General features: G+C 66.2%; 24 protein-coding genes and 4 pseudogenes. 5 read left to right on the plus strand and 23 right to left on the minus strand.

Annotated features, from left to right (window positions below; translation table 11 throughout):
- Position 1: 1 nt before the first annotated feature.
- The 10 genes and pseudogenes from G6N47_RS23795 to arsM all read right to left on the minus strand — a co-directional run bounded on the left by G6N47_RS23795 (position 2) and on the right by arsM (position 11,363).
- Positions 2 to 1,531: a hypothetical protein gene (locus G6N47_RS23795; protein ID WP_083129491.1), complete on the minus strand. Its 1,530-nt coding sequence runs from the start codon at positions 1,529 to 1,531 to the stop codon at positions 2 to 4.
- Positions 1,528 to 3,249, minus strand: a complete 1,722-nt coding sequence (locus G6N47_RS23800) for a hypothetical protein (protein WP_139799271.1) — start codon at positions 3,247 to 3,249, stop codon at positions 1,528 to 1,530. Before G6N47_RS23800 ends, G6N47_RS23795 begins: the two co-directional genes overlap by 4 nt.
- 83 nt (positions 3,250 to 3,332) lie before the next feature.
- Positions 3,333 to 4,805, minus strand: a complete 1,473-nt coding sequence (locus tag G6N47_RS23805; protein WP_083129493.1) for a tyrosine-type recombinase/integrase — start codon at positions 4,803 to 4,805, stop codon at positions 3,333 to 3,335.
- 76 nt (positions 4,806 to 4,881) lie between these two features.
- Positions 4,882 to 5,916: pseudogene (locus tag G6N47_RS23810) on the minus strand (YifB family Mg chelatase-like AAA ATPase); the annotation flags it as partial.
- Positions 5,916 to 6,143: pseudogene (locus tag G6N47_RS23815) on the minus strand (YraN family protein); the annotation flags it as partial. The pseudogenes G6N47_RS23810 and G6N47_RS23815, both read right to left, overlap by 1 nt.
- Before the next feature lie 333 nt (positions 6,144 to 6,476).
- Positions 6,477 to 7,673, minus strand: a complete 1,197-nt coding sequence (locus G6N47_RS23820) for a hypothetical protein (RefSeq protein WP_232080273.1) — start codon at positions 7,671 to 7,673, stop codon at positions 6,477 to 6,479.
- 1,094 nt (positions 7,674 to 8,767) lie between these two features.
- A complete protein-coding gene (locus G6N47_RS23825; RefSeq protein ID WP_003875083.1) occupies positions 8,768 to 9,097 on the minus strand; it encodes a helix-turn-helix domain-containing protein in 330 nt (109 codons plus the stop codon).
- Positions 9,094 to 10,179: a tyrosine-type recombinase/integrase gene (locus tag G6N47_RS23830; RefSeq protein WP_083129496.1), complete on the minus strand. Its 1,086-nt coding sequence runs from the start codon at positions 10,177 to 10,179 to the stop codon at positions 9,094 to 9,096. Before G6N47_RS23830 ends, G6N47_RS23825 begins: the two co-directional genes overlap by 4 nt.
- Positions 10,180 to 10,374: 195 nt before the next feature.
- Positions 10,375 to 10,512, minus strand: a pseudogene (locus G6N47_RS29855) (YraN family protein); the annotation flags it as partial.
- 77 nt (positions 10,513 to 10,589) lie between these two features.
- Positions 10,590 to 11,363 (minus strand): arsenite methyltransferase, encoded by a 774-nt coding sequence (gene arsM, locus G6N47_RS23840; protein ID WP_083129498.1) that lies wholly within the window; start codon positions 11,361 to 11,363, stop codon positions 10,590 to 10,592.
- Between the two features lie 56 nt (positions 11,364 to 11,419).
- Here arsM and G6N47_RS23845 point away from each other — a divergent pair, with 56 nt between their 5' ends.
- Positions 11,420 to 11,776 carry an ArsR/SmtB family transcription factor gene (locus tag G6N47_RS23845; protein WP_083129499.1) on the plus strand — a complete coding sequence of 119 codons (357 nt, stop codon included), beginning with the start codon at positions 11,420 to 11,422 and terminating at the stop codon, positions 11,774 to 11,776.
- 85 nt (positions 11,777 to 11,861) lie between these two features.
- Entirely contained in the window at positions 11,862 to 12,629 is a 768-nt protein-coding gene (locus G6N47_RS23850) for a GAF and ANTAR domain-containing protein (protein ID WP_083129500.1), read from the plus strand.
- A gap of 8 nt (positions 12,630 to 12,637) precedes the next feature.
- Here G6N47_RS23850 and G6N47_RS23855 read toward each other — a convergent pair whose 3' ends face one another.
- The 4 genes from G6N47_RS23855 to rplS are packed head-to-tail and all read right to left on the minus strand — an operon-like array spanning position 12,638 to position 14,929.
- Complete coding sequence (locus G6N47_RS23855) at positions 12,638 to 12,943, minus strand: DUF2469 domain-containing protein (protein ID WP_012393608.1); 306 nt, start codon at positions 12,941 to 12,943, stop codon at positions 12,638 to 12,640.
- Between the two features lie 3 nt (positions 12,944 to 12,946).
- Positions 12,947 to 13,687, minus strand: a complete 741-nt coding sequence (locus tag G6N47_RS23860) for a ribonuclease HII (RefSeq protein ID WP_083129501.1) — start codon at positions 13,685 to 13,687, stop codon at positions 12,947 to 12,949.
- A gap of 2 nt (positions 13,688 to 13,689) precedes the next feature.
- Positions 13,690 to 14,544, minus strand: a complete 855-nt coding sequence (gene lepB / locus G6N47_RS23865; protein WP_083129502.1) for a signal peptidase I — start codon at positions 14,542 to 14,544, stop codon at positions 13,690 to 13,692.
- 43 nt (positions 14,545 to 14,587) lie between these two features.
- Positions 14,588 to 14,929 carry a 50S ribosomal protein L19 gene (rplS, locus tag G6N47_RS23870; RefSeq protein ID WP_083129503.1) on the minus strand — a complete coding sequence of 114 codons (342 nt, stop codon included), beginning with the start codon at positions 14,927 to 14,929 and terminating at the stop codon, positions 14,588 to 14,590.
- Positions 14,930 to 15,276: 347 nt separating this feature from the next.
- Between rplS and G6N47_RS23875 the strand changes: the two genes are divergently transcribed.
- A complete protein-coding gene (locus G6N47_RS23875; protein WP_083129504.1) occupies positions 15,277 to 16,197 on the plus strand; it encodes a serine hydrolase in 921 nt (306 codons plus the stop codon).
- A 9-nt stretch (positions 16,198 to 16,206) separates the two neighbouring features.
- On the opposite strand, the gene trmD is transcribed toward G6N47_RS23875, so the two are convergent.
- The 5 genes from trmD to G6N47_RS23900 all read right to left on the minus strand — a co-directional run bounded on the left by trmD (position 16,207) and on the right by G6N47_RS23900 (position 18,767).
- On the minus strand, positions 16,207 to 16,884 hold the full coding sequence (gene trmD / locus G6N47_RS23880; protein WP_083129505.1) for a tRNA (guanosine(37)-N1)-methyltransferase TrmD: 678 nt from the start codon (positions 16,882 to 16,884) through the stop codon (positions 16,207 to 16,209).
- Positions 16,884 to 17,405 (minus strand): ribosome maturation factor RimM, encoded by a 522-nt coding sequence (gene rimM, locus G6N47_RS23885; protein ID WP_083129506.1) that lies wholly within the window; start codon positions 17,403 to 17,405, stop codon positions 16,884 to 16,886. Before rimM ends, trmD begins: the two co-directional genes overlap by 1 nt.
- Before the next feature lie 13 nt (positions 17,406 to 17,418).
- Positions 17,419 to 17,661: an RNA-binding protein gene (locus G6N47_RS23890; RefSeq protein ID WP_003878715.1), complete on the minus strand. Its 243-nt coding sequence runs from the start codon at positions 17,659 to 17,661 to the stop codon at positions 17,419 to 17,421.
- 7 nt (positions 17,662 to 17,668) lie between these two features.
- Positions 17,669 to 18,139: a 30S ribosomal protein S16 gene (gene rpsP, locus G6N47_RS23895; protein WP_083129507.1), complete on the minus strand. Its 471-nt coding sequence runs from the start codon at positions 18,137 to 18,139 to the stop codon at positions 17,669 to 17,671.
- A gap of 211 nt (positions 18,140 to 18,350) precedes the next feature.
- Positions 18,351 to 18,767, minus strand: coding sequence for a nuclear transport factor 2 family protein (locus tag G6N47_RS23900; protein ID WP_083129508.1), 417 nt, complete (start codon positions 18,765 to 18,767; stop codon positions 18,351 to 18,353).
- Between the two features lie 20 nt (positions 18,768 to 18,787).
- Here G6N47_RS23900 and G6N47_RS23905 point away from each other — a divergent pair, with 20 nt between their 5' ends.
- Both G6N47_RS23905 and G6N47_RS23910 read left to right on the plus strand, forming a co-directional pair.
- Positions 18,788 to 19,654 carry a D-alanyl-D-alanine carboxypeptidase family protein gene (locus tag G6N47_RS23905; protein WP_083129509.1) on the plus strand — a complete coding sequence of 289 codons (867 nt, stop codon included), beginning with the start codon at positions 18,788 to 18,790 and terminating at the stop codon, positions 19,652 to 19,654.
- Positions 19,655 to 19,833: 179 nt separating this feature from the next.
- On the plus strand, positions 19,834 to 20,220 hold the full coding sequence (locus G6N47_RS23910; RefSeq protein ID WP_232080274.1) for an STAS domain-containing protein: 387 nt from the start codon (positions 19,834 to 19,836) through the stop codon (positions 20,218 to 20,220).
- Positions 20,221 to 20,241: 21 nt separating this feature from the next.
- Here G6N47_RS23910 and G6N47_RS23915 read toward each other — a convergent pair.
- The 4 genes and pseudogenes from G6N47_RS23915 to G6N47_RS23930 form a co-directional block, all read right to left on the minus strand.
- Positions 20,242 to 20,814: pseudogene (locus G6N47_RS23915) on the minus strand (TetR/AcrR family transcriptional regulator); the annotation flags it as partial.
- Between the two features lie 2 nt (positions 20,815 to 20,816).
- Positions 20,817 to 22,592 carry an N-acyl-D-amino-acid deacylase family protein gene (locus G6N47_RS23920; protein WP_083129511.1) on the minus strand — a complete coding sequence of 592 codons (1,776 nt, stop codon included), beginning with the start codon at positions 22,590 to 22,592 and terminating at the stop codon, positions 20,817 to 20,819.
- A gap of 53 nt (positions 22,593 to 22,645) precedes the next feature.
- Positions 22,646 to 24,247, minus strand: coding sequence for a serine/threonine-protein kinase (locus G6N47_RS23925; protein ID WP_083129512.1), 1,602 nt, complete (start codon positions 24,245 to 24,247; stop codon positions 22,646 to 22,648).
- 37 nt (positions 24,248 to 24,284) lie between these two features.
- On the minus strand, positions 24,285 to 25,352 hold the full coding sequence (locus tag G6N47_RS23930; RefSeq protein WP_083129513.1) for a metal-dependent hydrolase family protein: 1,068 nt from the start codon (positions 25,350 to 25,352) through the stop codon (positions 24,285 to 24,287).
- Positions 25,353 to 25,355: the final 3 nt, after the last annotated feature.

Raw genomic sequence — 25,355 nt, forward strand, 5'->3', positions numbered from 1 at the left:
CTCAGGTGCCGGTACTGGATAGCCCCCGCGATCGATCCGCCTGGTTGGCGGGCGATGAACCATGCCAGTGTTCGACGGAACTGCCGGGTCGACAACGTCCAGGGCTTGCGTTGACCAGTGGGATGTCGTCCGGTCGGCCATGGGTGGCGCAGTAGTCGTTGATCCAGCTGACCAGCTCTTTGAACCGCTTGTTGGTGCACTTGGTGGTTTGTGCCCTGTTCGGTGAGTTCTTGGTCGGGCCAACGGCATTGCTGTGTTCCAGATGCGAGAACAGCAGCGGCCGGTCGGCGGAATGGAGACGTCCCAGGACTCGCGCTGCGCGGGCCGCTGGGTGACCGACAACCCATGTCGCCGCGGTGCCCGAGGGATCCTGCTGGGCTTTGAACGCCCGGCCTGCGATACGCCATCGATAGGGTTCGCCGTCAGCGGAGCGGAGTTCGGTCACGCATCCCCGTTGCAGGTGTTTCATTTCGCTGTCGCGCATCCCGGACAAGAAGGCGATGACGACGTAGCAGCTGGTTTGGAGCAGCCGGGCAAGTTGGCTTAGCGATTGGCTGGGGTGTTCCAAGGCTATGCCGTCAACCCAGGGCCGGTCATCGATGCGTCCCGTGATCGTGATGGGTAGCCATGTGTGGTCGGCGATTCCGAGTTGGTCGGCTGCCTCAGCGAGCTGCGGTGCGTAACGGTGCAGACTGCTGTAGTGGCAGCCGACCTCGGTGGAGATGAACTGCAGATTGAGCTCCCCGTTTCGCCCCGGCAAAGGCTCACCCCTGCCGATGGCGGTGGCGAGGTAGCGCTCAACGTCGGTGCCGATGCCGTCGTTGCGGCCGACACGGCCGTTGGCGACGCTCGATCGGTAGCGCCGCCACGATGCGTCTGCCGCGAGGATGTCTGCAGCGAAGTCGTCGACGAATCTCAATGCCCACGCCAGCAGCGGCCCGAGAACCGGCTCGGGGATGCGGTCTGTGGTGTTCTCGGCCGTCGTGCGTGAGCGCTGCGACCAGCCGTCGATCGTGCGTGGGTTGACCAATAGCGGGTCGCTCATCGCGGTGCGATATCGCCATAGCAGCTGCACGGCGCCGCGGGCGCCCGCCTGTCCGGCTGTCATCGTGGCGATGTGCCGGTTGTAGTCCTCGAGATGGCCTTCGTTGAGCTCTGCCAGCTTGTGCGGCTTGGGCCGGCGCGGACGGTCATCGGGTAGGTCGTCGACCCAATTGAGGAACTGGCACACGCATTTGAAGGCTGTGCGGATCGTCAGAACGGAGAGGCGACGCTCACCCGGGGGCAGTGTTCCCGACAGGATGGCCATGCATAGCTCTTTGGCCTGGTGTCGGAAGCGTGGGCGGACTGTATCGAAGTAGAGAGTCACAGTGGGCCAATGGTGTTGCAGCACTGCGGGAGCGAGATCCCACCGGTCATCGTCGAACACCGACGTGTCAGCCAGCTCGACCCCTGGTCTGAGCTGACGGTTGGCCAACACCCACCGCGGCTTCTCCTCGTGCGCCGATGCATCGGCCAACGGATGCGTCATGGCCGCTCCCAGGGACCTTCGGCGACCTCCAGCAGCTGGTGCTGGGCGGCCTGTTCGGCTGCAGCATCGACTTCTTCCGGAGTGAACTTCGGAAGTACGTCATACCGTATTGCCGCCCAGGCTGACCCGTAGCGTTGCCACCACTCGTCCTCGCCAAGGGTGGTTCGGCGCCGAGTAAACGTGTCCATGAGCGCCACCAGGGCGGGCAGGTGCGTGCGGGTGATCAACGCGTTGGCGCAGTGAAAGCAGTCAAGAAACGACACATCACGGCAGGGGCGCCCCGTCTCGGGCCGTTGCTCAGGGTCGGTGCATGCCGTCCAGGCCCCGTGTTGCAGATCCGTATCCTGCGCATCAGGCTCGACGACGAGTTCGGCAATGCGTTTCCGATGCGCGGCCAGAGCGGACTGCTCGGCATCGACAACGGCATCGCTGACGACGTCTTCGGCCCAGTCTTTCACCGTGGGATCGCCCTGTAGGTAATTGCTGAACAGCACGTTGGTGGTGTTGGACCGAATCGACGACGGCAGATGTCCACCGAGTCGTCGTGTTCGCCGGACCTCCACGGTGGTCCGGATACGCCCTATGTCGATCGCCAATGCCGGCGCTGGACCATCCGTTTCACTAGGCTCGGCCCGCAGGTCATGCGTTGCCGCCCACCGCCGAAACTCCAAGCCGGCGTCTAACCGGCGGGCGAACGGGTCGTGGTGTTCGCGCAGAGAACCGATCGGCGGATCGGTGCGGCCGTTGCGCCAGACCGACCACACCGACTGCGATCCCGTCAGGGCTCGCCCCCGAGCCATCAGCCGATGCATCAGCAGGTAAAGCCCACCCGGTGTGTGCAGCTCACGATGCGGCGGGCCGATCTCCCAGGTGACGGTGTCATGCCAGCGCTGCAGTCCACGACGCCGCTTCACGACCAACAGCTCGACAGCCAGACCATCGTCGAGAATCCGGTGCTCGACGGGCAATTCCTTGATCGTTTCGGCGTTGCGACCGCTGAGGGCTGCCATCAAGACGAGTAGGGGTTCCCGGTCCGAGCGTGTTACGAAAATCTGCTGGGCCAGCTGCGTTCTTCGGATCCGCTCCTGATCGTTCAGGGTGACCGGAATCCGAGGCACCAGACCGGTTTCAGCGATGCCGGCAAGCGTCCGCATCACCTCCGCCTGCTCTGGACTGAAAACCTCGGGTGTGGACTGCCACGTCGCCAACTGCGCCTCACCATGGTCGATACGGTCACGCAGGGCCGCGACATCACGACGTGCGGCGGCCGTTAGTGCGGCGAACTCGCCGTCGGAATAACCCGGCCGCGGCGGCAACGTCAAGTTGATCCTCTGGGCGGCAAGACTGTGCACCGCCGACGAGATCATCGAGGCCAGCGGCTCCTGACGAAACAGCAACCGCAGTTCCTCCAGCTCCTTCACGCCCCATCGGTCACGATCGGTGAGGAACTGCTTGACGTGCTCCTCGACAAGTTCACCAGGAGATGCCGGCGGAGAATCAGCCCGGGCCAGGAAGTGCACGAAACGCTGCACCGGGTACCACGCCGCCCTCGCCGAGGCCAGCGTCCGACGCCGACCAGAGGGTCCAACGAATGCTGCGAAAGCTGCCGCCACCGGCCGTCGCCACTGCGGTAGCGGCAGCTTGCTGACATCGAAAGTTCCTGTGCGCCCGTCATCCCCGGTGAACAACACCCGTAGTCCCCGGCCATCGTCGATCACCGTCGCAGCGTGCTCGTAACCTGGCGCAGGCAGCTGTGCAGCCCGACCAGCATGGGTTCCCCCACCACGTTTGCGGTCCGCCATCAGCGGGTGACCGCATGGCCGGAAGCAGGCGCGTGATCGACTTCGGCGGTCCGCCCCGGGTGCTCCCATGTCTCGGGCACCAGCGCCATCCGTGTATGCATCTCAAGTTCGGCCAAGGCGTGCAAGTACTTCTGCGTAGTCACCACCGAACGATGGCCTAGACGGCGTCGCACCCAATCAAGAGGGTCGCCGAAGATTCGGGTGTAGTGGCCACGCTGGTCAGGGTTGAGGTCGCCAAGCGCAGCGATACGGCCGCGTTGCAGCTGCTCCAGGGTAACGACCGCGAAGGTATGCCGAAGCATGTGGGCATGTGCCGCCAACGTGACCCCCGCACGCACGCACCGATCATTGGCGTCCGCGAACATCTTCTTCCATGAGTCGACCGATATCGGTGCACCGAACTCGCCGAGCCAAATCGCTGCTGGCTCAAGTCCTGACGGCCTTTCCACGAACAATCGACGGCGCTCGGCTAACCCAAGGTGCGCAACCTTCACTATGGACTTGGCGCCGCTGCCAAGCCCGACCGTCGCAACAGGCCGCGCTGGATTCTCGACCACATAGGGGCGCCGCACCCGCCGATACCTGCCATCACTCTGAGCGAACTCGATCACCGCCCTCCGGTCATCCCGCATGTACGCGGCCATTTCCCTTACCAGCGACGAAGGCACGTAAATCCAGCGCGCAGAGCGCCCCTTCGCAATGGCCGGAGGCAGCCAAAATCGTTGATAACCCTCACTCTCGACGATCGAGGGAACGTCAAACACAGTCAGTGCAGCCTGCTCGGAAATCCGCAGCCCCGTCCGGACCATGAAATCGCAGAACAATGCGTTGCGGTCAGCCCATCGACCTCGAAAGCCCGTTTGAGGCAGTCCTTTCGAGCTAAACCCACGCACACCGACATCTCGCCACCGCCGATAGTCCTCGGGAGGTAACCATTTCGTTCGATCGCGAACCACGTCCGACGCATAGGTGGCTGGGCGCAGCTCATCAAGCACACCGCGGTAACCTCGGCCCGCGCTAACAGGCACAGGTCGTCTCGATGCTTGCGGTATCGGACTTGCATGGACAAGTCCCTGTTTCAATGCCCAGCGAAAGAACTCATTGACCGCAGCGACTTCACGGTTCCACGTCGCACCCAACACATTCGGGCCTGAAGGATCACGCCGACGCCAGAAGTGGTACGCAATGTGATCAGCTTCGTCGAGATCTTTCCAGGATCGCCCGGACCGTCGCCGCTCAGCAAAAGTCAAGAAGGCAGCGAGATCGCGAGCGTAGCCCTCCTGAGTCTTGAGGGCACGACCAATCATCGCCCCGGATTGGAAGTACGCATTCAACTCGATGTCGTACTCCAGTCGCGGGGACAAGAGGAACGGCGTCCCCGGCACAATCGCAGCTCGCCGAAGCCACCCGTCCCAGTCACCGGGCAAGTCGGCCACGAACGGCAGTGGGGCGATCACCGCCTCCGGCTCCATAGGAGTGGACCTCACCAACCACCGGTCTGCAGCCACAGCCAGCATGTATACGGTCAATGACCGGTACTACACAAGTGAGCACCAGCTGAAACCGGGCCGGGTAGCAGGCCACCCCGTCGCGACGGGCGAGGCGAATCTGCCCGTCCTCCAACGGTGTTCGCAATGCCTCCAATGCGCTGACGCCGATCTCGGCGCACTCGTCGAGGAACAGCACGCCGCGATGCGCCCGGCTGACGGCGCCGGGCCGGGCGAGTCCCGACCCGCCGCCGACGAGCGCGGCGACGCTGGAGCTGTGATGCGGCGCCACGAACGGCGGCCTGGTGATCAGCGGCGTGGCATCCGACAGCAGACCGGCGACCGAGTGGATCGCGGTGACCTCCAGCGACTCGCTGTCCGACAGTGGCGGCAGCAGACCCGGAAGACGTTGGGCCAGCATCGTTTTGCCGACTCCCGGCGGGCCGGTCAGCATCAGGTGATGCGCGCCGGCGGCGGCCACCTCGACGGCGAAGCGCGCCTGCGCCTGTCCGACGACGTCGGCCAGATCCGCCGTGGGCTCCGGCGCGGTGATTGCCCCGGTGATGCGCTCGGCCAGTTTCGCCTTGCCGCCGAGCCAGGCCCGCAACTGGCCCAGCGTCTGCAAGCCCAAGACCTCGATGCCGTCGACCAGGCTTGCCTCGGCCAGGTTCTCGACCGGCACCACGACGGTGTGCCAGCCGTCATTCTTGGCCGCCAGCACCGCCGGCAGCACGCCGCGCACCGGCCGGACCCGGCCGTCCAGCGCCAATTCGCCCAGCAGCACCACGGACTCCAGCCGCCGCCACGGTTTTTTTCGCTGCGCGGACAGCACGGCCGCCGCCAAGGCGACGTCGTACACCGAGCCCATCTTCGGCAGGGTGGCCGGTGAGAGCGCCAGTGTGAGGCGGGCCTGCGGCCATTGGTTGCCACAGTTGGTGATCGCCGCCCGCACCCGGTCGCGGGATTCCTGCAGCGCGGCGTCCGGCAAGCCGACCAGGTGCACGCCAGGCAGTCCGGAGGTGATGTGGGCTTCGATCTCCACGATCTCGCCGTCCAACCCACGCACCGCCACCGAAAATGCGCGTCCCAGCGCCATCAGCCGACTCCCTGCAGATGAGTGATTTCGGGGGTGCGCCGGCGACCGATACGTACACCGACCACATCGATCCGGATCGCCGCCCACCGTCGGTCCTGACTGGCCAGCCACAGCCCGGCCAGCCGGCGCAGCCGTCGCAGCTTCTGCTCGGTGACCGCGTAGGCCAGTCCGCCGAAGCCGTCCCCGGTGCGGGTCTTGACCTCGACGAAAACCACCGTGCGCGTTGAGGGCACTGGTGGAAGGCACGTATTCGAAGTGTGCGCTATTCGTCGCGTCAACATCTGAGTCACCCACCACGTGTTATGTCGGGAAGTCGTATTCATAGCTGGCGATTCCGGTAACTTCGGCGCGGATCCCGCTGTCGACGCAGCTAATGGTGTGCGCGTGGCTGATTGCCGAAATCCGAAAGGTGTTCAGATTCGTTTCCGCGTCGTGGATCTGTCGATCAAGGAGTCGAGTTACGGTGGCCAGCGCCGATTGGAGTGCCGCAACTGCGTCGTGACCAGTCTTGACCGATACGGCGTGAAAGATGCCATGAGGCAATGTCGTTCTCCTGTTCGTCAGCTTGCTCCGGGTTGGGCCGTGGATTGGCATGCCTCGAGGTAGGCGGCCCAGCTGCTTTGGGCGTATTGCGCCCACTGGTAGGCCGTTGTCGGGTGTATGCCGAAGAGTTCTGCCACGACTGGTGGTGGAAGTGTGGCGGCGTTGGCGATCATGGCGGTGTTGCGTGCGTGGATGACCGGCAGTCCGTGTTTGGTCAGCCGTTGCTGCAGGGAGCGGGGATTTACGGGCCTGCTCGGCGGCCGGCCTGCCAGTAGGTAGGCGGGATTGTCTTCAGATACGTTGCGCAGCAGCGTGTTTACTGGACCTCGTGCGATGAGCTGTTCAATGAGGCGGGCCAGGGTTGGTGGTAGCAGGACCGGGTGGCGGCCGATCGTGAGATACGCGCCGTCATCGTCAGTGTGGTATCGGTCGGTGGTCAGTTCGGCGATGCGCACCAGGGGTGGGGCGTAGAGCCTGACCAGGGCTCCGACCACGCGAACATCGAGTGGCAGCGTGTCATCGGTGAGGCACCGCTTGAGTTGCTGCTCGAGCTCGTCGTCGGAGAGCAGGCGCGACGCGAGCTGGGATCCGCGTTGGGGAACGACGAGCTCTGCTTGTGTCAGGCGCTGCTTTTGCAGCCAGCCAATGAATGCGGCCAGGTATTTGTGTTTGGTGGGATGGGCGTCCAACCAGCGGTCCAGGTGAAGTTGGGTGACGGAGCCCAGCGGGACTTCCTGGTCATCAAGCCAGGTCAAAAATGCGATGGTGGTGCTGATCTTTTGGCGGTCGTTGGCTGCTGAGCCGATGGTGTAGCGGCGTCGTGTGGCGCGTTTTCTCGCGTCACGGATGACGCGCCATTCGGCAAACGGTCGGACGACACGGGATTGATGTGCTGGAAGGTCTTGGATTTTGCGGCTCGCCCAGATCTGCAGTTGGGCGAACTCTTCTTGGCGCGACGTCAGGATCCCGGTGGTGACCAACAGTTGGCGGATATAGCGGGTGACGTTGTCCTGGTCGAGTTCATCGAGAAGCTCATGGGAGATCGCGCGGCGCTCAGCGACGAGCTGCGCGAGCAGTCGAGCAGACGAACTTGCTCGCAGCCAGGTCTGCACCGATTCGGGATTGGCCGCCGAAAGAGCATCGGCCAACGGCTGCAGCTGCGGCACCACCGTAGCGTCGTCGAAGCTGAGTAGGTCGTTGACGCGGTCAGTCATCACGCAGCGCGTGCACTTCCCGTCGGCGTAGTTCAGGCCCTCGACCCCGCATGTCCTGCAGGAAAAGTCGAGGTCCACCCCACAGCACGCGGCGCAGATGTCCTGGGCATCGGCGTTGCGGCCAACCATCACCGCGGTGCGCTGACAGTTAGCGCACGGCTGCGGGTGCAGGCGTCGACGGTGATAGCAGTCCCGGCATACCATTCCTAATGGCCATGTGGCGCAAGCAATCCCTGGTTTATCGCAGCTGTCGCAGCGACGCGGGTGGTGCGGCCAGCAGGTAACGCAGTGAAACGGCCCTCCGCGATATTTACCGCCGGCGCGGGTTCGCCGGCAGACCACACACTCGCCGATGTTGCGGTAGCACCGCACACAGGTATCGGGGTGAGCGTCGGTGGCGCGAGCCTGGATTGGCGCGATCTGCCCGCATACACCACATTTCCGTGCCGGTGATCGGTAGCAGCTCCGACAGATCGGGCCGTCTGCGCTCTGGGCGTGGACCCGGCGCACATCGCCGCAGCGGCAACACGATTGTGGGGGCGGCAGACTGCACCCTTGGCAGAGCACAGTGCCGTCGTCGCGGCGAACATTGGGCGGGCGCTTCCGTCCGCAGCCGGCGCATACCTGAAGGAACTGGGGGTCTTTGTTGTAGCAGCGACGACAAACCGGGCCGTCTGCACGACGAGCGATGATGTATCCGTCTTCGCCGCAGCGCGCGCAGGGCCGCAGTTCGGTGCGGATCACACACCAGGGACAACAGCGCCCCTCGGGGCTATTTCGCCGCAGCGCCAGATCGGTGCGACCGCATTTTGCGCATCCCAGCAGCCTGACCGCATCCGCGTACCCGGCCGCGGCAAGCAAGGTCAACAGGCGGGGAAAGGCTGCCGGGCAGTCATGAGTGGGCGCGGTGAAGGCACCCGGATTCTCGCCGAGATATTCGTGAAGGCGCCGGGCGTTGGCCGTGGACCACCCTTTGGCCTCCACTAGCAGCTGCTGCGCTCGTTCCCGGGTCACCCCCGGACCGACAGCGCTGATCACAGACGACACCAAAGACTCGCGCACCTGCGCGATCGGCACCGTCGAGCATGCCCGTGTCATGACTTGCCAGGCCGTCGCACGACTGTTTTTCTGGGCGTGACCGCCGGCGCACCACTCCCCCCAGCGCCGGCGGTCTTACGGACGGGCTTGTTGACAACCTCGAGGACGATGAGGTCATTGGGTGTGCATCCGAGGATGTCGCACAACGCCACCAGCGTGTCCATGCTCAAGCGCTGAGGAGGCTGTGTCACCAATCGAAAAACCTGCTCGCGTGAGAGCGTGATCCCGCGCTCCACCAGGTGCGGAATCAGATCAGTGGTCTTAAACATCTGCTGATCGGCCATCAAGTCACGCAGCCGCCAGCGATAACCCATCTTCTTGATCATGCCGGTGCTCCATCCCAGTGCTCGCCGAGGCGGCCCATCAGCGAGGCCTTCAGCAGTTTGTTGCGGTACTCGTTGGAGACATGGGTGTAGATCGACGTCGTCGATGCATGCGCATGACCCACCTGTTCCTGAACAAACCTTGCGGGATAACCGAATTCGGTCCAGTGAGTTACTGCAGAGTGGCGAAGGCAATGCAGATTCAGTGAACGGTCCAGTCCCGCGTCGTCACGAGCGTCCACAAACGCTTCGTTGATCGATCGCGGAGATAGCCGGCCCCCGCGCTCGGTCACCCACAGCGCTGGATGGCGATCCGGCGGTGAAAACCGTGGACGGATCTCGGTGAGCCACTGATCCAATGTCTCGACCACCCAGTCCATCTCGGGGACGAGCAGCACAGTGCGCCGCTTAGGCGGTGCCCCCTTCGGGGCCTTCCCGTAGCGGACCATCACCACCCCGAAGCCACCGAACTGTGGTGCTTGGCTGTTACGGCGCAGATCGACCAAATCCAGCCGAGACGCCTCGGTTCGCCGAAGGCCAAAGGCGTAGATGGTTTTCAAAACCGCGGCATCCCGCGCGGCTCCCAACGCGCCCTTCACGCCGCGGCCCCGAATCGTGCCTGAGCGGGCATCGGCCGCGTCAAAGAGCGCTTGGATCTCGTCATAGCTAAGCGGGCGACGCCGCGGATCACCCTCGTAGTCCAGCTTGTGCTGAATCGAATTGCCCTCATGAAAGATCGCCTGCGGGACATCGCCGAACTGATCGGCACACACACCGGCCCACCCGTAGCGGGGATCCAGCAAGTACTCCATAAACAGGCTGATATCGATCTCGTAAGACCTCGCCGTCGACACCGCCTCCACCGTCGTCGACCGCAAGTGATCGATGAACGCCTCGCCGTCGGCCGGCGCCCACTGCCACGGATACAGTCCGCTGAATGCTTCCAGCCGGCGAATCAACCGCAGCCTGGCACCGATCGTGCCCGCCCGCAGGAAACGCGCTGATTGCTGGCGGCGCCAGCCCTCCAACATCGCCTCGAACACCGCCGCAGCAGGATCGAGGTGAACCACATTCTGCGCCAACACCAGATGCGCCGAACCAGGCGCCGATAACGTCACCGCTCTGTTGTATCAGATGCAATGACGATGCGTTGGAAGTGACATGGCTGATCACGGCCCCAACGCTCCGATCCCGGACTCCGCCGCCGGTCCCCACCACCTGGCACTAAGCTGATTCCGCAACCGTTCGAAATGTTGCATCCAATGCAATTCCGCGCATTTCTCGACGGCAATGACGTCGAGCTCGCCGTAACGGCAACGCCAGTTGCAGTCCAGCACCTGCAACCCCAGGCCCGTCAGGTGGTCGACGGCCAGCTGTTCACCAAGCGCTCCGAGTTGGGCCCGCGTCAACGTCGTCATGCGGACACACTGCGCGATGCCCCCGACACGACGGACCGGCCGCCATGCCGCAGCGGCGAGTTATCCCCAGTTGCAGGTCAATCCACAGGCTTGATCGCGCGGATGATTGCGGCGTGCATGCCGTCGGCGACTTGGTGAGTGAATTCGACCGCGGCATCGGTGAATCCGGCTGCGGTCAACCCGTCGAGATATTCCTGTCTGGACAGCGCCCCGGCGATGCAGCCGACGTAGGACCCGCGTTCGGCGCGGTCCGCCGGGCCCAGACGGTCTTCGGCGACCACATCGGAGACTCCGATCCTGCCGCCGGGAACCAGGACGCGGAACATCTCGGCAAGCACGGTGGGTTTGTCGACGGACAGGTTGATCACGCAGTTCGAGATGACGACGTCCACGGCGGCATCGGGCAACGGGATGTTCTCGATTGTGCCCTTGCGGAATTCGACGTTGGTGGCGCCTGCTTTGGCCTTGTTCGCCTCGGCAAGCGCGAGCATCTCGTCGGTCATGTCGACGCCGTAGGCGAACCCGCTCGGCCCGACCCGGCGCGCGGACAGCAGCACGTCGATGCCGCCGCCGGAACCCAAGTCCAGTACACGTTCGCCGGGATGCAGTTCGGCGACGGCTGTCGGGTTGCCGCAGCCGAAACTCGCCGCGACGGCCTCGGCAGGCAACTCGGAGTGCTCATCAACGCCGTACAGCCCGGCGCCGAAGCTCTCGTTGACGTCCGTCGGGCCACCCGATCCGCAGCAGCGCTCGGCGGTCACTGAACCGGTATCGCCGGCGGCAACCGCGCCGGCGGCCTGCGCATAGCGGACACGGACCTGCTCACGCAGCGCGGCGTCTCGGGCTGTCATAGAGCAACCCTGGGCTATGCATCGATAGTTGTCAATGTGTATGGCAGAATCGCGGTGTGGCGCGCGCGACCGGCTCCCTGCTTACTGCCGACTTGTCGGCGTGCTGCAGTCCGATCACCGGGACCGTGCTAGACATCGCCGCCGCAGAACGGCTTGCAGCAGTGCTCAAGGCGCTGGGCGAGCCGACGCGGCTTCGGCTTGTGTCGCTGATCGCCGCACATCACGGGGCCGAGGCATGCGTCTGCGAGCTGACCGAACCGGTCGGGCTATCCCAGCCGACCGTGTCGCACCACCTGAAGGTTCTCGTCGACGCTGGGCTGATCGAGCGAGAGCAGCGCGGCAAGTGGGCTTACTACCGCCTGGTCCCGGGAGTGCTCGATACATTGGCCAACATCCTGACTCGTCACGGCTGATCGCCGGTCCCCGGCCCGGCCGACCCGGTATAGCGTGGGACCAGGCGCACCCGGTTGGCGGGACGCCGTTGAGACGAGGAACACCGTGGCAGACGAAGCACAAACCGGCGCGGAGGGATCGGTCCGGCCGGTCAAGGCGGATCCTGCGACGGTGTTCGCGGCGCTGGCCGAGATCATCTATCAGGGTTCGGACCCCGGCGAGCTGTACGCGGCCATCTGCATCGCGGCGACCCTGGTGGTGCCCGGCTGCGACCACGCCAGCCTGTTGACGCGCCGCGGCGACCGCTACGTCACCGTCGGCGCCAGCGACAGCCTCGCCAAACGCATCGACGACATGGAGCGCGCCGTCGGCGACGGGCCGTGCCTGGACGCCATCGAGGAAGAAACCCCGCAGATCGAGACCGACCTGACCACGCCGTCGCAATGGCCCAAGCTGGCCGAACGGCTGCTCGCCGAGACCCCGGTACGCGGGGCCATGGGGTTCCGATTGCTGATCGACAGCCGCAAAGCCGGCGCGCTCAATTTGTTCAGCGACAGCCCGAATCGCTTCAACACGGAGTCGGCCAGTCAGGCCATCGTGCTGGCGGCGTTCGCCAGCGTGGCCATCAACGCCATTGCTCAAGGAGAAGACGCCGCCACCCTGCGTCACGGGTTGCTGTCCAACCGGGAGATCGGCAAGGCCGTCGGCATGCTGATGCTGCTGCACAACATTTCCGAAGAAGAGGCGTTCGACCTGCTGCGACGCAACTCCCAGGAGCTGAACATCAAGCTTGCCGACGTGGCACGGACGGTTATCGAAAACCGGGGCCAGCTGCAAATCGGCGACGACGAGCTCTCGCGCGATCGCCGGTAGCGCTAGCCCTATTCAGGCAGCCGCAATTCCGGCTTCTCCACCTCTTCGATGTTGACGTCTTTGAAGGTGACCACCCGGACCTGCTTGACGAACCGGGCCGGCCGGTACATGTCCCACACCCAGGCGTCGGCCAGCCTCAGCTCGAAATACACCTCGCCGTCGGCGTTGCGCGGCACCATCTCCACGCTGTTGGCCAGGTAGAACCGCCGCTCGGTTTCCACGACGTAGCTGAACTGGCCCACGATGTCCTTGTATTCGCGGTACAGCGAGAGCTCCATCTCGGTTTCATATTTCTCGAGATCTTCGGCACTCATCTGTCAGCCGTCCTTCTGCTCGCCGTTCTGGTCCCATCTTCCTCCATCGGGTGAGCCTCGTTTGAATTCGGCCACCACCCGGGTGCCCGATCGGGTTGCCACCCGGCGGACGTTGATGAACGAGTACCGGTGCTCGGCGCAAGGCCCCCGCTCGGCCAGCGCCGCCGAGTGAGCCGGAGTGCAGTACCCCTTGTGCTCGGCGAACCCGTAACCGGGATGATCGGCATCCATTGCCACCATCAACCGGTCGCGGCTGACCTTGGCCAGCACGCTGGCTGCCGCGATACAGGCCGCCGCGGCATCCCCGCCGACCACGGGCAGCGACGGCACCGGCAGCCCTGGCACCCGAAAGCCGTCGGACAGCACATAGCCCGGCCGCACCGAGAGCCCGGCCACCGCGCGCCGCATCCCCTCGATGTTGGCCACGTGCACACCGCGCCGGTCGACCTCGGTCGACGGGATGAACACCACGTGGTACGCCAGCGCGTAGCGGCGGATCAGCGGGTACAACTTCTCCCGCGTCTGCTCGGTGAGCTTCTTCGAATCGTCCAGGGCCGCAAGGCTTTCCAAGCGTCCCGGACCCAGCACGCAGGCCGCGACCACCAGCGGGCCGGCGCAGGCTCCCCGACCCACCTCGTCGACTCCGGCAACCGGCCCCAACCCGCTGCGATACAGCGCGGACTCCAGGGTGCGTAACCCCGACGACTTGCGGATCACCGTTCGCGGCGGCCAGGTGGTCGCCATGACTACCGATTCTGTTGAGGATTCACCGAACCGACACCGCCCCACCGCGACGGCGGCCACACGATGAACCTGGCTTTGCCGATCACGTTGCCCACCGGAACCGTCCCGGACATCGGGTCACCCGTACACAGCAGCCCCTTCATCGCGTCGGCCGGGACGCTGGTGCAGTGGGCGCGGGAATCCGCCGAGTGCGTGCGGTTGTCGCCCATCACCCACAACCGGTCCGGCGGAACAGTGACCGGGCCGAACTCGTTGCCCAGGCACGGGTAGACCGACGGGTCGGCCATCATCGTCGCCGGATCCAGATACGGCTCCTCCAGCCGCGTGCCGTCGACGGTCAGGCCGGTGTTGGCGCGGCACTGCACCGTCTGGCCTGCAACCGCGATAACCCGCTTGACCAGGTCGTTCTCATCGGGCGGGACGAAGCCGACGAACGACAGCGCGTTCTGCAGCCAGCGCACCACGGTGTTGTCCGACCGGATCGACTTGTAGCCGACGTTCCACGACGGCGGCCCCTTGAACACGATCACGTCGCCGGGGCGCGGCGAGCCGAACCGGTAGCTGACCTTGTCCACCATGATGCGGTCGCCCACACAGCCCGAGCACCCGTGCAGCGTCGGCTCCATCGACTCCGACGGGATCAGGTAGGGCCGGGCCACGAAGGTCAGCATCACGTAGTAGAGGACCACCGCGATCGCCGCCAGGATCGCGACTTCGCGCAGCGCGGCACGCTTCTTACCGTGCGACTCTTGGGTGGCTTCCGCCTCCGACGCCGCGGGATCGCGGGTGGCGACGTGTGGCTCGCCCGGACCGGAATCGGGTTGGCCCTCCGGCGACGAATCGGTGGTTTCGGTCACCAGATCAGCGTAGCCAGGGCGAGGTGCGGCAGCTGCGGCACACTCAGCGCTTCTCCTTGATCTTGGCCTTCTTGCCGCGCAGCTCGCGCAGGTAGTACAGCTTGGCGCGACGGACGTCGCCGCGGGTCACGACCTCGATGTGGTCGACGTTGGGTGAGTGCACCGGGAAGGTGCGCTCCACGCCCACGCCGTAGCTTTCCTTGCGCACGGTGAAGGTCTCGCGGATGCCGCCGCCCTGCCGGCGGATGACCACACCCTTGAACACCTGGATGCGCTGCTTGTTGCCCTCGATCACCTTGACGTGCACGTTGACCGTGTCGCCTGGGCCGAAAGCCGGGATGTCGTCGCGCAGCGACGCCTTGTCGACGAAGTCCAGCGTGTTCATGGCGAGACACTTCCTTGCGGTTCGCGGCTGCCGGTTCGACCAGGCATGGAGCGGTCGACCGAGCCGATGGGTTGGGCATCTGGGCGCATCTCGCAGCAGGCGGGGCGCAGCCGGCCGGCCGGCAACTGCTGGAGACAACTGGTCAATTGTGCCAGACGGCCGGCGCGGGAGCGAAATCACACAAAAACGCCGCTCAGCGTGGCCGTCCGGACTAGATGCGGATGGTACATATGAACGGGGTCGCACCACACGAACCGGAAAGTCTCACGTTAATCTGACGGGTCGGGCGGATGGCGGTTGTGGCGAGCCCGAGTCAGGTCATTCTCGGTAACCCGTTGAGGAGACGCATGCGAGCGCGGCCCCCCATGCTGCTGATCGCCACCGCGGTGGCGACGGTGCTGGTGGCGGCGGGGTGTGAAGCCAAGGTCTACGGCGCCTCCAACAACAGGCCCCCGGAACACCGGACGAGCCGCGTCGCGCCGCTGGTGCAGGCGATCATGCCGTCCGAAGTGCCGCTGGCAGAGCCGGCCGCTGCGCTGGGCGGCTTGCCGGCCCGCATCCAGCAGGCCACCGAGGAGGCCGCGGAGCAGGGCGCGACAATCTCGGTCGCGGTGTTCGACCGCGCCACCAAGCAGATGTTCTCCAACGGCAGGGACCAATTGGTCGGCATCGCGTCGGTGGCCAAGCTGTTCATCGCCGACGATCTGCTGCTGCAGGAATCCCAGGGCAAGACCCGCCTGTCGGCGGAAGACCGCCAGGCGCTCGACGGCATGCTGCGTTCCTCCGACGACGGCGCTGCGGAGAATTTCTGGGCGCAAGACGGCGGTGAGTCGATCATCACCGCGGTCGCGGGCCGCTACGGGTTGACCTCCACCACGCCACCCAGCAGCGGGCGCTGGTGGGACACCATGAGCTCGGCATCCGATCTGATCCGGTATTACGACATGCTGCTGGCCGGCTCCGGCGGCCTTCCGGCGGAGCGGGCCGACATCATCGTGAAGAACCTGGCGCAGTCCACCCCGACGGGCATCGACGGCTACCCGCAGCGGTTCGGCATCCCCGAGGGGCTGTCCGCCGAGCCGGTTGCGGTCAAGCAGGGCTGGATGTGCTGCATCGGCAGTGACTGGATGCACCTGTCGACCGGAATAGTCGGCGCCGACCGCCGCTACATCATGGTGATCGAGTCGCTGCAGCCCTCTGACGACGCGACCGCCCGGGCCACGATCACCCAGGCGGTCAAGACGATGTTTCCGCAGGGCCGGATTTAGCTGCTCGGACTAATCCAACAGGTCCGGGCGGCGTTCGCGGGTGCGTTGCTCGGCGGCTCGCCGTCGCCACTCGGCGATGCGGGCATGGTCACCGGACAGCAGCACCTCGGGCACGTCGAGTCCACGCCACGTCGGCGGCCTGGTATACGACGGGCCTTCCAGCAGGCCGTTGGAGTGCGAATCGTCTTGGTGTGACAGCGGATTGCCGATGACCTGAGGCAGCAACCGGACGATCGCCTCGATCATCACCAGCGCCGCCGATTCTCCTCCGGGCAGCACGTAGTCGCCGATCGAAACCTCCTCGACGCGCATCCGGCGAGCGGCGTCGTCGACGACTCGCTGGTCGATTCCCTCGTAGCGGCCGCACGCGAACACCAGATGCTTCTCGGCGCTCCACCGCTGCGCGGTCGCCTGGGTGAACAACCTGCCGGCCGGGGTGGGCACAACGAGAAGTGAAGTCTCCGAACAGATTTCGTCGAGCGCCTCACCCCACACCGGTGCCCGCATCACCATCCCTGGGCCGCCGCCGTAGGGCGTGTCGTCCACGGAGCGGTGCACGTCGTGAGTCCACCGGCGCAGGTCATGCACCCCGAACTCGACAACGCCCGATTCGATTGCCTTGCCCGGCAACGATTGTCGCAGCGGCTCCAAGTAATCCGGAAAGATCGTGATGACGTCGATGCGCACTACTGCCCCAGTTCCAACAGGCCCTCGGGCGGATCGATCTCGACAGTGCCGGCATCCAGCGACACCGTCGTCACTATCGCGCCGACGAACGGCACCAGCAGCTCACCGCCGTCGTCGCGGCGAACCGCCAACAGCTCACCGCCTGCGGTGTGCAGCACCTCGGCGATGGTGCCGATCTCGCGGCCGGTGGTCGTAAGCACCCGAAGGCCTTCCAGCTGGTGGTCGTAGTAGGTGTCCGGTTCGTCGATGGGCGGCAGGGCCTCGGAGTCGATGACCAGCAGGCTGCCCCGCAGCGCGTCGGCGGCATCGCGATCGCTCACCCCGGCGAACCGCACCAGCAGCCGCGCGCCGTGATCGCGGGCGGCCTCGACGGTGTAGCTGCGCTCGCGGCCGTCAGATCCCTTGGCCCGCAATATCGTTCCCGGGGCGAACCGGGTGTCGGGTTCGTCGGTGCGAACCTCGACGACGACCTCGCCGGTGATCCCGTGCGCTTTGGCCACGCGTCCGACCACCAGGTCCACGACCGGGACTCGCCTACTGGTCGGTGTCCACCACGTCGACGCGGATTCCGCGGCCCCCGATTCCGGCGACCAGGGTGCGCAGCGCGGTCGCGGTGCGCCCACCGCGGCCGATCACCTTGCCCAGGTCGTCGGGATGGACGTGCACCTCGACGGTACGGCCGCGACGGCTGGTGACCATGTCGACTCTGACATCGTCGGGGTTGTCGACGATCCCGCGGACCAGGTGCTCGACGGCGTCGACGACGACGGTACTCATCGCTCGGTCAGCTTTCGGTCGCCGGTGCGGCCTGCTCGGTTTCGGCGGCCGGCTCGTCGGCCTTCTCGGCCTTGGCGGCCTTCTTGGCCGGGGCTTTCTTCTTCTTCGGCGTCGCGGCCTCGGTGGTGGGGCCGCCATCGGCGGCGGCGAGCGCGGCGTTGAACAGCTCCAGCTTGCTCGGCTTGGGCTCGGCGAGCTTCAGCTTGCCCTCGGCGCCGGGCAGCCCCTTGAACTTCTGCCAGTCACCGGTGATCTTCAACAGCTTGAGGACGGGCTCGGTGGGCTGGGCCCCCACCGAAAGCCAGTACTGCGCGCGCTCGGAGTCGATCTCGATCAGGCTCGGCTCTTCCTTCGGGTGGTAGCGGCCGATGATCTCGATGGCGCGGCCGTCGCGCCGCGTGCGGGCGTCGGCGACGGCGATGCGGTACTGGGGATTGCGGATTTTGCCAAGCCGGGTCAGCTTGATCTTCACAGCCATGAATTGCTCCTGTGGTGTCACGCTGCAATTCAGCGATCCGGGCGGGATGCCGGGATCCGGGTTTTGCCTCGCGTGTGCAGCCGCCCATTGTGCCAGAGGCCGCTGGTCCGGTGGAAATCCGCCGGCCTCTCGCGCGACTGTGAATCTGGCGACGCGACACGCCGTCGCGGCGTCGAAGGGTTCACACTCGGCCGATGGGGACACGCCCCGGTCAGGGCCGACGGTCGAAGCACTTGGTCTCGACGCGCCGGCTCATCCGCCAGCCGTCCGGCGTGCGGACGAACTCGTCGTCGTACCACAGACCCAGCAGCATGGTGCTGGGCGCCTCGCCAAACACCATCGGGTTGAAGCAGAAAGTCCGGGCGGTGGCGGTGTCGCCGTTCAGCCGGATCGACGGCAGTCCCAGCATGTGGGCGTAGTTGGCGAAATTCGGCAACACCTCCGCCAGCCAGGCCTTGACCTCGGGATAACGCCCGACGATGCCGTCGAAGGCGCTGTAGTCGATATGAGCGTCCGGGGTGAACACCGCATCCAGGTCGTCGAACCGTCGGGTGTCGATCGCCGTCGAGTAATCGACCAACAGCTGTTGGATCTCCAACCTGTCGGAGATCTCGGCTTGGCTCAGCATGCCGGTTAGGCTAATCGCCCATGCGGAGGCTTCTCGCCGCGGTCGCGGCTTTTCTCGCGGTGATTGCATGTCCGACAGCGCGGGCCGACACCAGCGTGCAGCCGGTCGGCTCGGTGCCCATCCCCGACGGCCCGGCACAGACGTGGATCGTCGCCGATCTGGACAGCGGACAGGTGCTGGCCGCGCGCGACGAGAACGTCGGCCACCCGCCGGCCAGCACCATCAAGGTGCTGTTGGCGCTGGTTGCCCTCGACGAGCTGAGCCTGGACTCCACCGTGGTCGCCGACGAATCCGCCACCCACGTCGAGTGCAACTGCGTGGGCGTCAAACCCGGCCGCACCTACACGGCGCGCCAGCTGCTCGACGGCCTGCTGCTGGTGTCGGGCAACGACGCGGCCAACACGCTGGCGCAGATGCTGGGCGGCCAGCAAGCCGCAGTGGCCAAGATGAACGCCAAGGCGGCGTCCCTGGGCGCCGTGAACACCCACGCGGCGACCCCGTCGGGCCTCGACGGGCCCGGCGGCTCGGGCTCCTCGACCGCCCATGACCTGGCCGTCATCTTCCGGGCCGCCCTGGCCAACCCGGTGTTCGCCCAGATCACCTCCGAGCCGTCGGCGATGTTCCCCGGCGACGGCGGCGACCACCAGATCGTCAACCAGGACGAGTTGCTGTACCGGTATCCCGGCTCCATCGGCGGCAAGACCGGCTTCACCAACGCCGCCCGCAAGACGTTCGTCGGCGCCGCGGCCCGCGACGGCCGCCGGTTGGTGGTCGCCATGATGTATGGCCTGGTGCACGAGGGCGGGCCGACCTACTGGGACCAGGCGGCCACCCTGCTGGACTGGGGCTTCGCCCTCAACCCGCAGTCGGCCATCGGCACCCTTTAGGATCGGTGCGCTAATCTGCCACTGCCGTGGCATCCTGTTCTGCAGATGTCGAATATGGTTTCCGCGGCGCTGCGCCGACACCCGTCGGCGCTGTTGATTCGTGGGTTGAGCTCACAGCCCTTGCCAGCATGCCGATGTCGCGAACTGGCTGCACAGGTGCACACAAGCAATGAGGATCGATGATGGCCGAACACCACCACGCTCCAGCTCCTCCTCAACCCGACGACTTCAACGTCGACGAGAAGTGGGTCGATCAGCTCGTCGTGTTATCGGTGAGCGGCAGCGCGGACATGCTCAGTGCGCCGTGGCTGACCGACGCCATCGAATCCGCTCGCGCGAAGAACCCGGCCGGAATGGTCGTCGACTTGTCCCGGGTCGAGTTCTTGGGATCGGCCGGAATCAGCGTGCTGATCGCTGCTCACGAAAATATCGGTGACTCAGGCAAGTTCGCCGTGGTCGCCGACGGGCCGGTCACCCGCCGGCCACTCACCCTGTTGGGTCTGAACGAGATCATGTCGCTGTACCGCACCCTCGACGACGCGCTCAGCGCGCTCGGCGACGCCTGACCCCTCCGCATACATCCCGTTCAACAGCGATGCCAGCAGCCCGATACGCTGCGCCTCGATGTCGGGCTGCGGTAGCACGGCCCGAACCAGGGCGGCGCCGTCGAACGTGTTGGTCATCACCGCGACCAGAGCCGGGAACACATCCTCAGGGATGGCATCGGCGCCGGGCAGCGCACGCGCGGCGTCGTGGATCTTGGCCCCGTATTCCTCGAGAACGTTCTGCAAAGTGGCTTTGAGTTTTTCGTCGGTGCGCGCAGCGACCATGAGTTCATACATCACCGTGTTGGTGGAATTAGCGGTGAGGTCGCGCAGGATGGCCAGCGCCGCCTCCAAAACCGGCCTGTCGGAGGGTATTTCGGTGACCTTCTTGCTGAATTCGCCGAGCTGGCGGCGCATCACCTCGTAGGCGGTGGCGGCCATGAAGTCGCCCATCGTGTCGAAGTGCCGAAACAGCGCGCCCACGGAGACTCCTGCGCGCTTGGTGATTACCGCGGCCGATGCTCGGGCGTAGCCGACTTCGGCGATGGTCGCGATGCTGGCATCCAGCAGACGCGCGACTGTTTCCTCGCGGCGCTGCTGCTGCGTCCTGGCCATCGTCAGACCCGCTGCAGCTGCTGCGCGCCTGCCCGCACGAAACGCCCCGATTTGACCGTGCTGCCGTAGCCGTCGCGAAATCGCCCGTCGCGGAACACCACAACACCACCGACCCCGGTGGCGACGACGGCGGCGTCGTTGCGGTTCACCATGCGGCGCAGCCCACCGTAGAACGGCACCTCTTCCTCGTAGTAGCCGTCCACGGCTTCGTCGAGACCGGCCGGGTCGATCACCGCGAAATCCGCACGGTCGCCCTCGCGTAACGTGCCCGCGTCGAGGCCGAACCAGTCTGCCACCTCGGCGGTCAGCCGGTATACGGCGCGTTCCACGCTGAGGAAGGGCGCACCGGCGCGGCTGGCGTCCAGCGTGCGCTTGAGCAGCCGCACCGGGTAGTTGTAGAAGGCCATGTTGCGCAGATGGGCCCCAGCGTCCGAAAACCCCATGTGCACACTGGGTTCGGCGGCCAGCTTGTCGAGCTGCTTGGGGCGGTGGTTGGCCAGCACAGTGGTCCAGCGCACGTTGCGCTCGCCGTTGTCGATCAACACGTCGAGGAACGCGTCGAGCGGATGCAGCCCGCGCTCGTCGGCGATTGTCCCGAAGCTCTTGCCGATCAGTGACTCGTCCGGGCATTCGACGATCACGGCGTCGTGAAAGTCCCGGTGCCACAACGACGCTCCGAGCTTGCGGCGGTCGAACTCGCGGCGGAACTTGCGACGGTATTGGGTGTCGGCGAGCAGCTGGTTGCGCTCCAGTTGATCACGCAGATGCAGCGCCGCGGTGCCCGCGCCGAACTCCTCGAAGACCGGTAAGTCGATCCCGTCGGAGTACACCTCGAACGGCACCGGAAGGTGCTGGAACCGCACGCTGGAGCTCAGCACGGCGTTGAGCAGCCGGGTGAGCGGGCCGAAGATCGTTGCCGAGCCCGGCATCGACTTGGAATCCGCCGAGACGAGCAGGCTCATCCGAACACCCTTGCGCCTCCCGAACATTCGGCTGCTGGCCAAGAAGAACAGCACGCCCGACAGTATCTTGTCGACGTCCGGTGCACTCTGCAGAATCCGGCCGCGCCGGCGCAGCACGCCGATCAGCTTGCGCCGTTCTCGCCAGGTCGCAAACGTCGACGGCAGCGCCCGCGAGCGGTAGCGGTCGCCGTCGAGTTTGTCGATCGCCGCATCCATCCCGGACATGCCCAAAAGACCGGCGTCGAGCGCCTCGTCGAGCAGGGCCGCCATGCGGTCCAGCTCGGCGTCGCTCGGCCTGATGCGGTCGTCGGTGGCTCGGCCCAGCCCGAGCACCGCGGTGCGCAGATCCGAATGCCCAAGCAGCGAGCCGACATTGGGGCCCAGCGGTAGTTCGTCGAGTGCGCGGACGTACTCGGCCGGCCCCGACCACGTCTTCTTGGCTTGCAGCGCGCCGAGGACGAACTTCCGCGGCACCGCTTCCACCCGGCTGAACAGGTCGGCGGCGTCCTCGGAGCTGGCGTAGACCGTCGACAGCGAGCAGTTGCCCAACAGCACCGTGGTGACCCCGTGCCGCACCGATTCCCGCAGCCCGGGATCCAGCAGCACCTCCGCGTCGTAGTGGGTGTGCACGTCGATGAAGCCGGGGACCACCCACTTGCCGGCCGCGTCGATCACCTCGCCGCAGCCGGTCTCGTCGAGCTGCCCGGCGGACACCACGGATACGACGCCATCGCGAATCCCCAGATTGCGGACTTGGGGCGGGGCGCCGGTCCCGTCGAACCACAAACCGTCGCGGACGATCACGTCATAGGTCATGGCAGCAGACGCTAGCAGAGATAGTGAGTACTTACAATCTTTTTGTCGGCTGGTCAGCGGCCCGGCGTCGGCCCCGGCGCGGCGGGGCTTTCGGCCGACGGCGCGGCAGACGTGGTCGTGGACGGAGCCGGGTTGCCGGTGGCCGGCCCTGGGCCGGGGACGGTGACGTCGGGCGGCACCGCACTGACCCGTCCGGCCACCGCCGGAATCGTGATCCGACCGCCCTGCTGGCCGCACTCGTTGGTTTCGACGGTCACCGTCATCACGCCGCGCAGCGGCCCGTGAACCTGCGGCTGCAACGACAACACCTGCGTCGTGGTCTCGTTGTCCGCGGCTCCCTTCGGCCCGATACAGGGAAACCGCAGCGTTTCGGCTCGCGATTGCCAAGCGCCCTGGCGGAAGTCCAGCATGAGCGTGCCGCCGGGATTGCTCGCCGTGCGGTGGTCGTTGTCGTCGAGCTGTATGCCGGTGGCAATGCATCCGGCCGCGGTGCACCAGGAACGAAACGCCCACCATGTCGATACGTCGGGCGGTTGCGGGTCGGGGTTGTCGTTGAACGTCTGCTGTGAGCGGTTGATGTCCACCTGATAGGTGCCGTCGAGCAGCTGGTCCGGAGCAGGCATGGCGGAGGCGGTGGACGTGGTGGGGACCGCGGCCGGAACCCGCGCGGTGCTCGACGGGCCGGCCTCAGTGACGGTCGGGTTGTTCTTGCGGCCGATCAGGAAGCCGGCGAGCAGCCCCGTCAGCAACAACACCGCCGCAACGGCCGCCGCCCCCAGCAAAAGCCACGGCCGGCTCGGTCTGGCCGGCGCGACGTCTGTTTCGGGCTCGGCATCCTCGGGGTAGTCGACGACGGCCAGGGCGGCCTCGGGGCTGCGCTCACCGGTCCAGCCCCCGGCCCGCTCGATGAGCGCCGCGGCGAAGTCGCTGCACCGCCCGAATCGGTCCCGGGGGTTCTTGGCCAAAGCCCTGGCCAATACGTCGTCGAGCGGCGCAAGCTCGGGGCGCCGCGCGCCGAGCCGTGGCGACGCGCTCCCCTGGTCCGGCGGCGCACCGGTGAACAGGTGGTAGGCGGTGGCCGCCAACCCGTATTGATCGGCGCGGTCGTCGATGTCGGCGCTCATCAGTTGTTCCGGCGCCGAGTAACCCGGCTGACCGGTGTGTCGCGTTATCCCGAAGTCAGTCAACAGGATTCGCTGTCCACCAGCCAGCGGGTTGGTGAGCAGGATGTTGCTGGGTTTGACGGCGCGGTGCAGGAGTCCGCGCCGGTGGGCGTAGTCGAGCGCGCTCGCGACGGCCGCGACGATGGCGAGCACGTCACCGGCGGGCATGCCGGCAGGATGCCGCTCGGCGACCAGCTGAGCCGCGTTGATCCCGTCGACGTAATCCATCGCGATCCACAGCCGGCCGTCGAACTCGCCGCGCTCGTGCACGTCGACGATGTGCGGGTGGTACAACGTCGTCGCCGCCTCGGTCTCGCGGGTGAACCTCTCGCGGAATTCGGTGTCGGCGGTGAGTGCCGCGGGGAGGACCTTGAGAGCGTCGTAGCGGGTCAGTGTGGAGTGCTGCGCCAGATACACCTCGCCCAGCCCGCCGAAGCCCAGCATCCGAAGGATGGTGTAGCCAGCAAACGTCGTGCCGGCGGTCAACGACATCCTTCGATGCTAACGGCCGATTCCCGACCTTGCTCGGTCAGAACACCCGGCCGCGCAGGATGACCACGTCCGGCCGGTTGAGTACGGCCGCGCCATGACGCGGATCGTCGTTGTAGCACAACAGATCTGCCGAAGCGCCATGGTCCAGAGCCGGCCGGCCCAGCCAGCGCCGGGCGTCCCAGCACGCCGCTCCGAGCGCCTCCGTCGGGCTCATCCCGATGCCCTTGAGCGCGTCGACCTCGTCGGCGATGCGCCCGTGCGTGATGCCGCCGCCGGCGTCGGTGCCGGCGTAGATCGGCACGCCGGCGTCGCGTGCAGCGCCAACCCGCTGGCGGCCGCGGGCATACAGTTCGCGCATGTGGTCGGCGTAAACCGGGTAGCGCGAGGCCTTATCGGCGATGCCCGGAAAGTTCTCGATGTTGATCAGCGTGGGCACCAGGGCCGTGCCGTGCTCGACCATCAGCGCGATCGTGTCGTCGGTGAGCCCGTAGCCGTGCTCGATGCAGTCGATCCCGGCGGTGATCAACCCGGGCAGCGCGTCCTCACCGAAGACGTGCGCGGTGACGCGGGCGCCGTGAGCGTGCGCGGTGTCGATCGCGGTCTTGAGCACCTCGTCGGACCACAGCGGGGCCAGATCGCCTGCGTCCCGGTCGATCCAGTCGCCGACCAGCTTGACCCAGCCGTCGCCGCGGCGGGCCTGTTCGGCCACCGCGGCGGGCAGCTGCGACTCGTCGTCGAGGTCGATCGGCAACCCGGGGATATAGCGTTTCGGCTTCGCCAGATGCCGTCCGGCGCGGATGATCCGGGGCAGATCGTCACGATCGTCGAGGCTGCGCGTGTCGATCGGTGAACCGCAGTCGCGCAGCAGCAGCGCCGCGGCGTCGCGTTCGGTCTCGGCCTGCCGGATCGCCTCGTCGAGCTCGACGGCCCCGCCCGGTCCGACGCCGACGTGACAGTGCGCGTCGACGAGCCCGGGCAGGATCCAGCCTTTGTCGAAAACGGTTTCGGCGCCCGCGACCGGTTCGGCGCTGAGCGTGCCGTCGACGATCCACCACTGCACCGGTTCGTCGTCGGGCAGTCGATTGCCGCGGACATGAAGCCGCATGCG

Origin of the sequence: Mycobacterium branderi (assembly GCF_010728725.1) — a bacterium.
Lineage (GTDB): Bacteria > Actinomycetota > Actinomycetes > Mycobacteriales > Mycobacteriaceae > Mycobacterium > Mycobacterium branderi.

Bases quoted from the DNA above. Each gene is read 5' to 3' on its own strand.
- G6N47_RS23795 (WP_083129491.1), bottom strand. From the start codon at position 1,531: ATGACGCATCCGTTGGCCGATGCATCGGCGCACGAGGAGAAGCCGCGG.
- G6N47_RS23805 (WP_083129493.1), bottom strand. From the start codon at position 4,805: ATGGAGCCGGAGGCGGTGATCGCCCCACTGCCGTTCGTGGCCGACTTG.
- G6N47_RS23820 (WP_232080273.1), bottom strand. From the start codon at position 7,673: ATGACTGACCGCGTCAACGACCTACTCAGCTTCGACGACGCTACGGTG.
- G6N47_RS23825 (WP_003875083.1), bottom strand. From the start codon at position 9,097: ATGATCAAGAAGATGGGTTATCGCTGGCGGCTGCGTGACTTGATGGCC.
- arsM (WP_083129498.1), bottom strand. From the start codon at position 11,363: ATGACAGCCCGAGACGCCGCGCTGCGTGAGCAGGTCCGTGTCCGCTAT.
- G6N47_RS23855 (WP_012393608.1), bottom strand. From the start codon at position 12,943: ATGAGTGCCGAAGATCTCGAGAAATATGAAACCGAGATGGAGCTCTCG.
- G6N47_RS23860 (WP_083129501.1), bottom strand. From the start codon at position 13,687: ATGGCGACCACCTGGCCGCCGCGAACGGTGATCCGCAAGTCGTCGGGG.
- rplS (WP_083129503.1), bottom strand. From the start codon at position 14,929: ATGAACACGCTGGACTTCGTCGACAAGGCGTCGCTGCGCGACGACATC.
- G6N47_RS23875 (WP_083129504.1), top strand. From the start codon at position 15,277: ATGCGAGCGCGGCCCCCCATGCTGCTGATCGCCACCGCGGTGGCGACG.
- G6N47_RS23890 (WP_003878715.1), bottom strand. From the start codon at position 17,661: ATGAGTACCGTCGTCGTCGACGCCGTCGAGCACCTGGTCCGCGGGATC.
- rpsP (WP_083129507.1), bottom strand. From the start codon at position 18,139: ATGGCTGTGAAGATCAAGCTGACCCGGCTTGGCAAAATCCGCAATCCC.
- G6N47_RS23900 (WP_083129508.1), bottom strand. From the start codon at position 18,767: ATGCTGAGCCAAGCCGAGATCTCCGACAGGTTGGAGATCCAACAGCTG.
- G6N47_RS23905 (WP_083129509.1), top strand. From the start codon at position 18,788: ATGCGGAGGCTTCTCGCCGCGGTCGCGGCTTTTCTCGCGGTGATTGCA.
- G6N47_RS23910 (WP_232080274.1), top strand. From the start codon at position 19,834: ATGATGGCCGAACACCACCACGCTCCAGCTCCTCCTCAACCCGACGAC.
- G6N47_RS23920 (WP_083129511.1), bottom strand. From the start codon at position 22,592: ATGACCTATGACGTGATCGTCCGCGACGGTTTGTGGTTCGACGGGACC.
- G6N47_RS23925 (WP_083129512.1), bottom strand. From the start codon at position 24,247: ATGTCGTTGACCGCCGGCACGACGTTTGCTGGCTACACCATCCTTCGG.
- G6N47_RS23930 (WP_083129513.1), bottom strand. From the start codon at position 25,352: ATGCGGCTTCATGTCCGCGGCAATCGACTGCCCGACGACGAACCGGTG.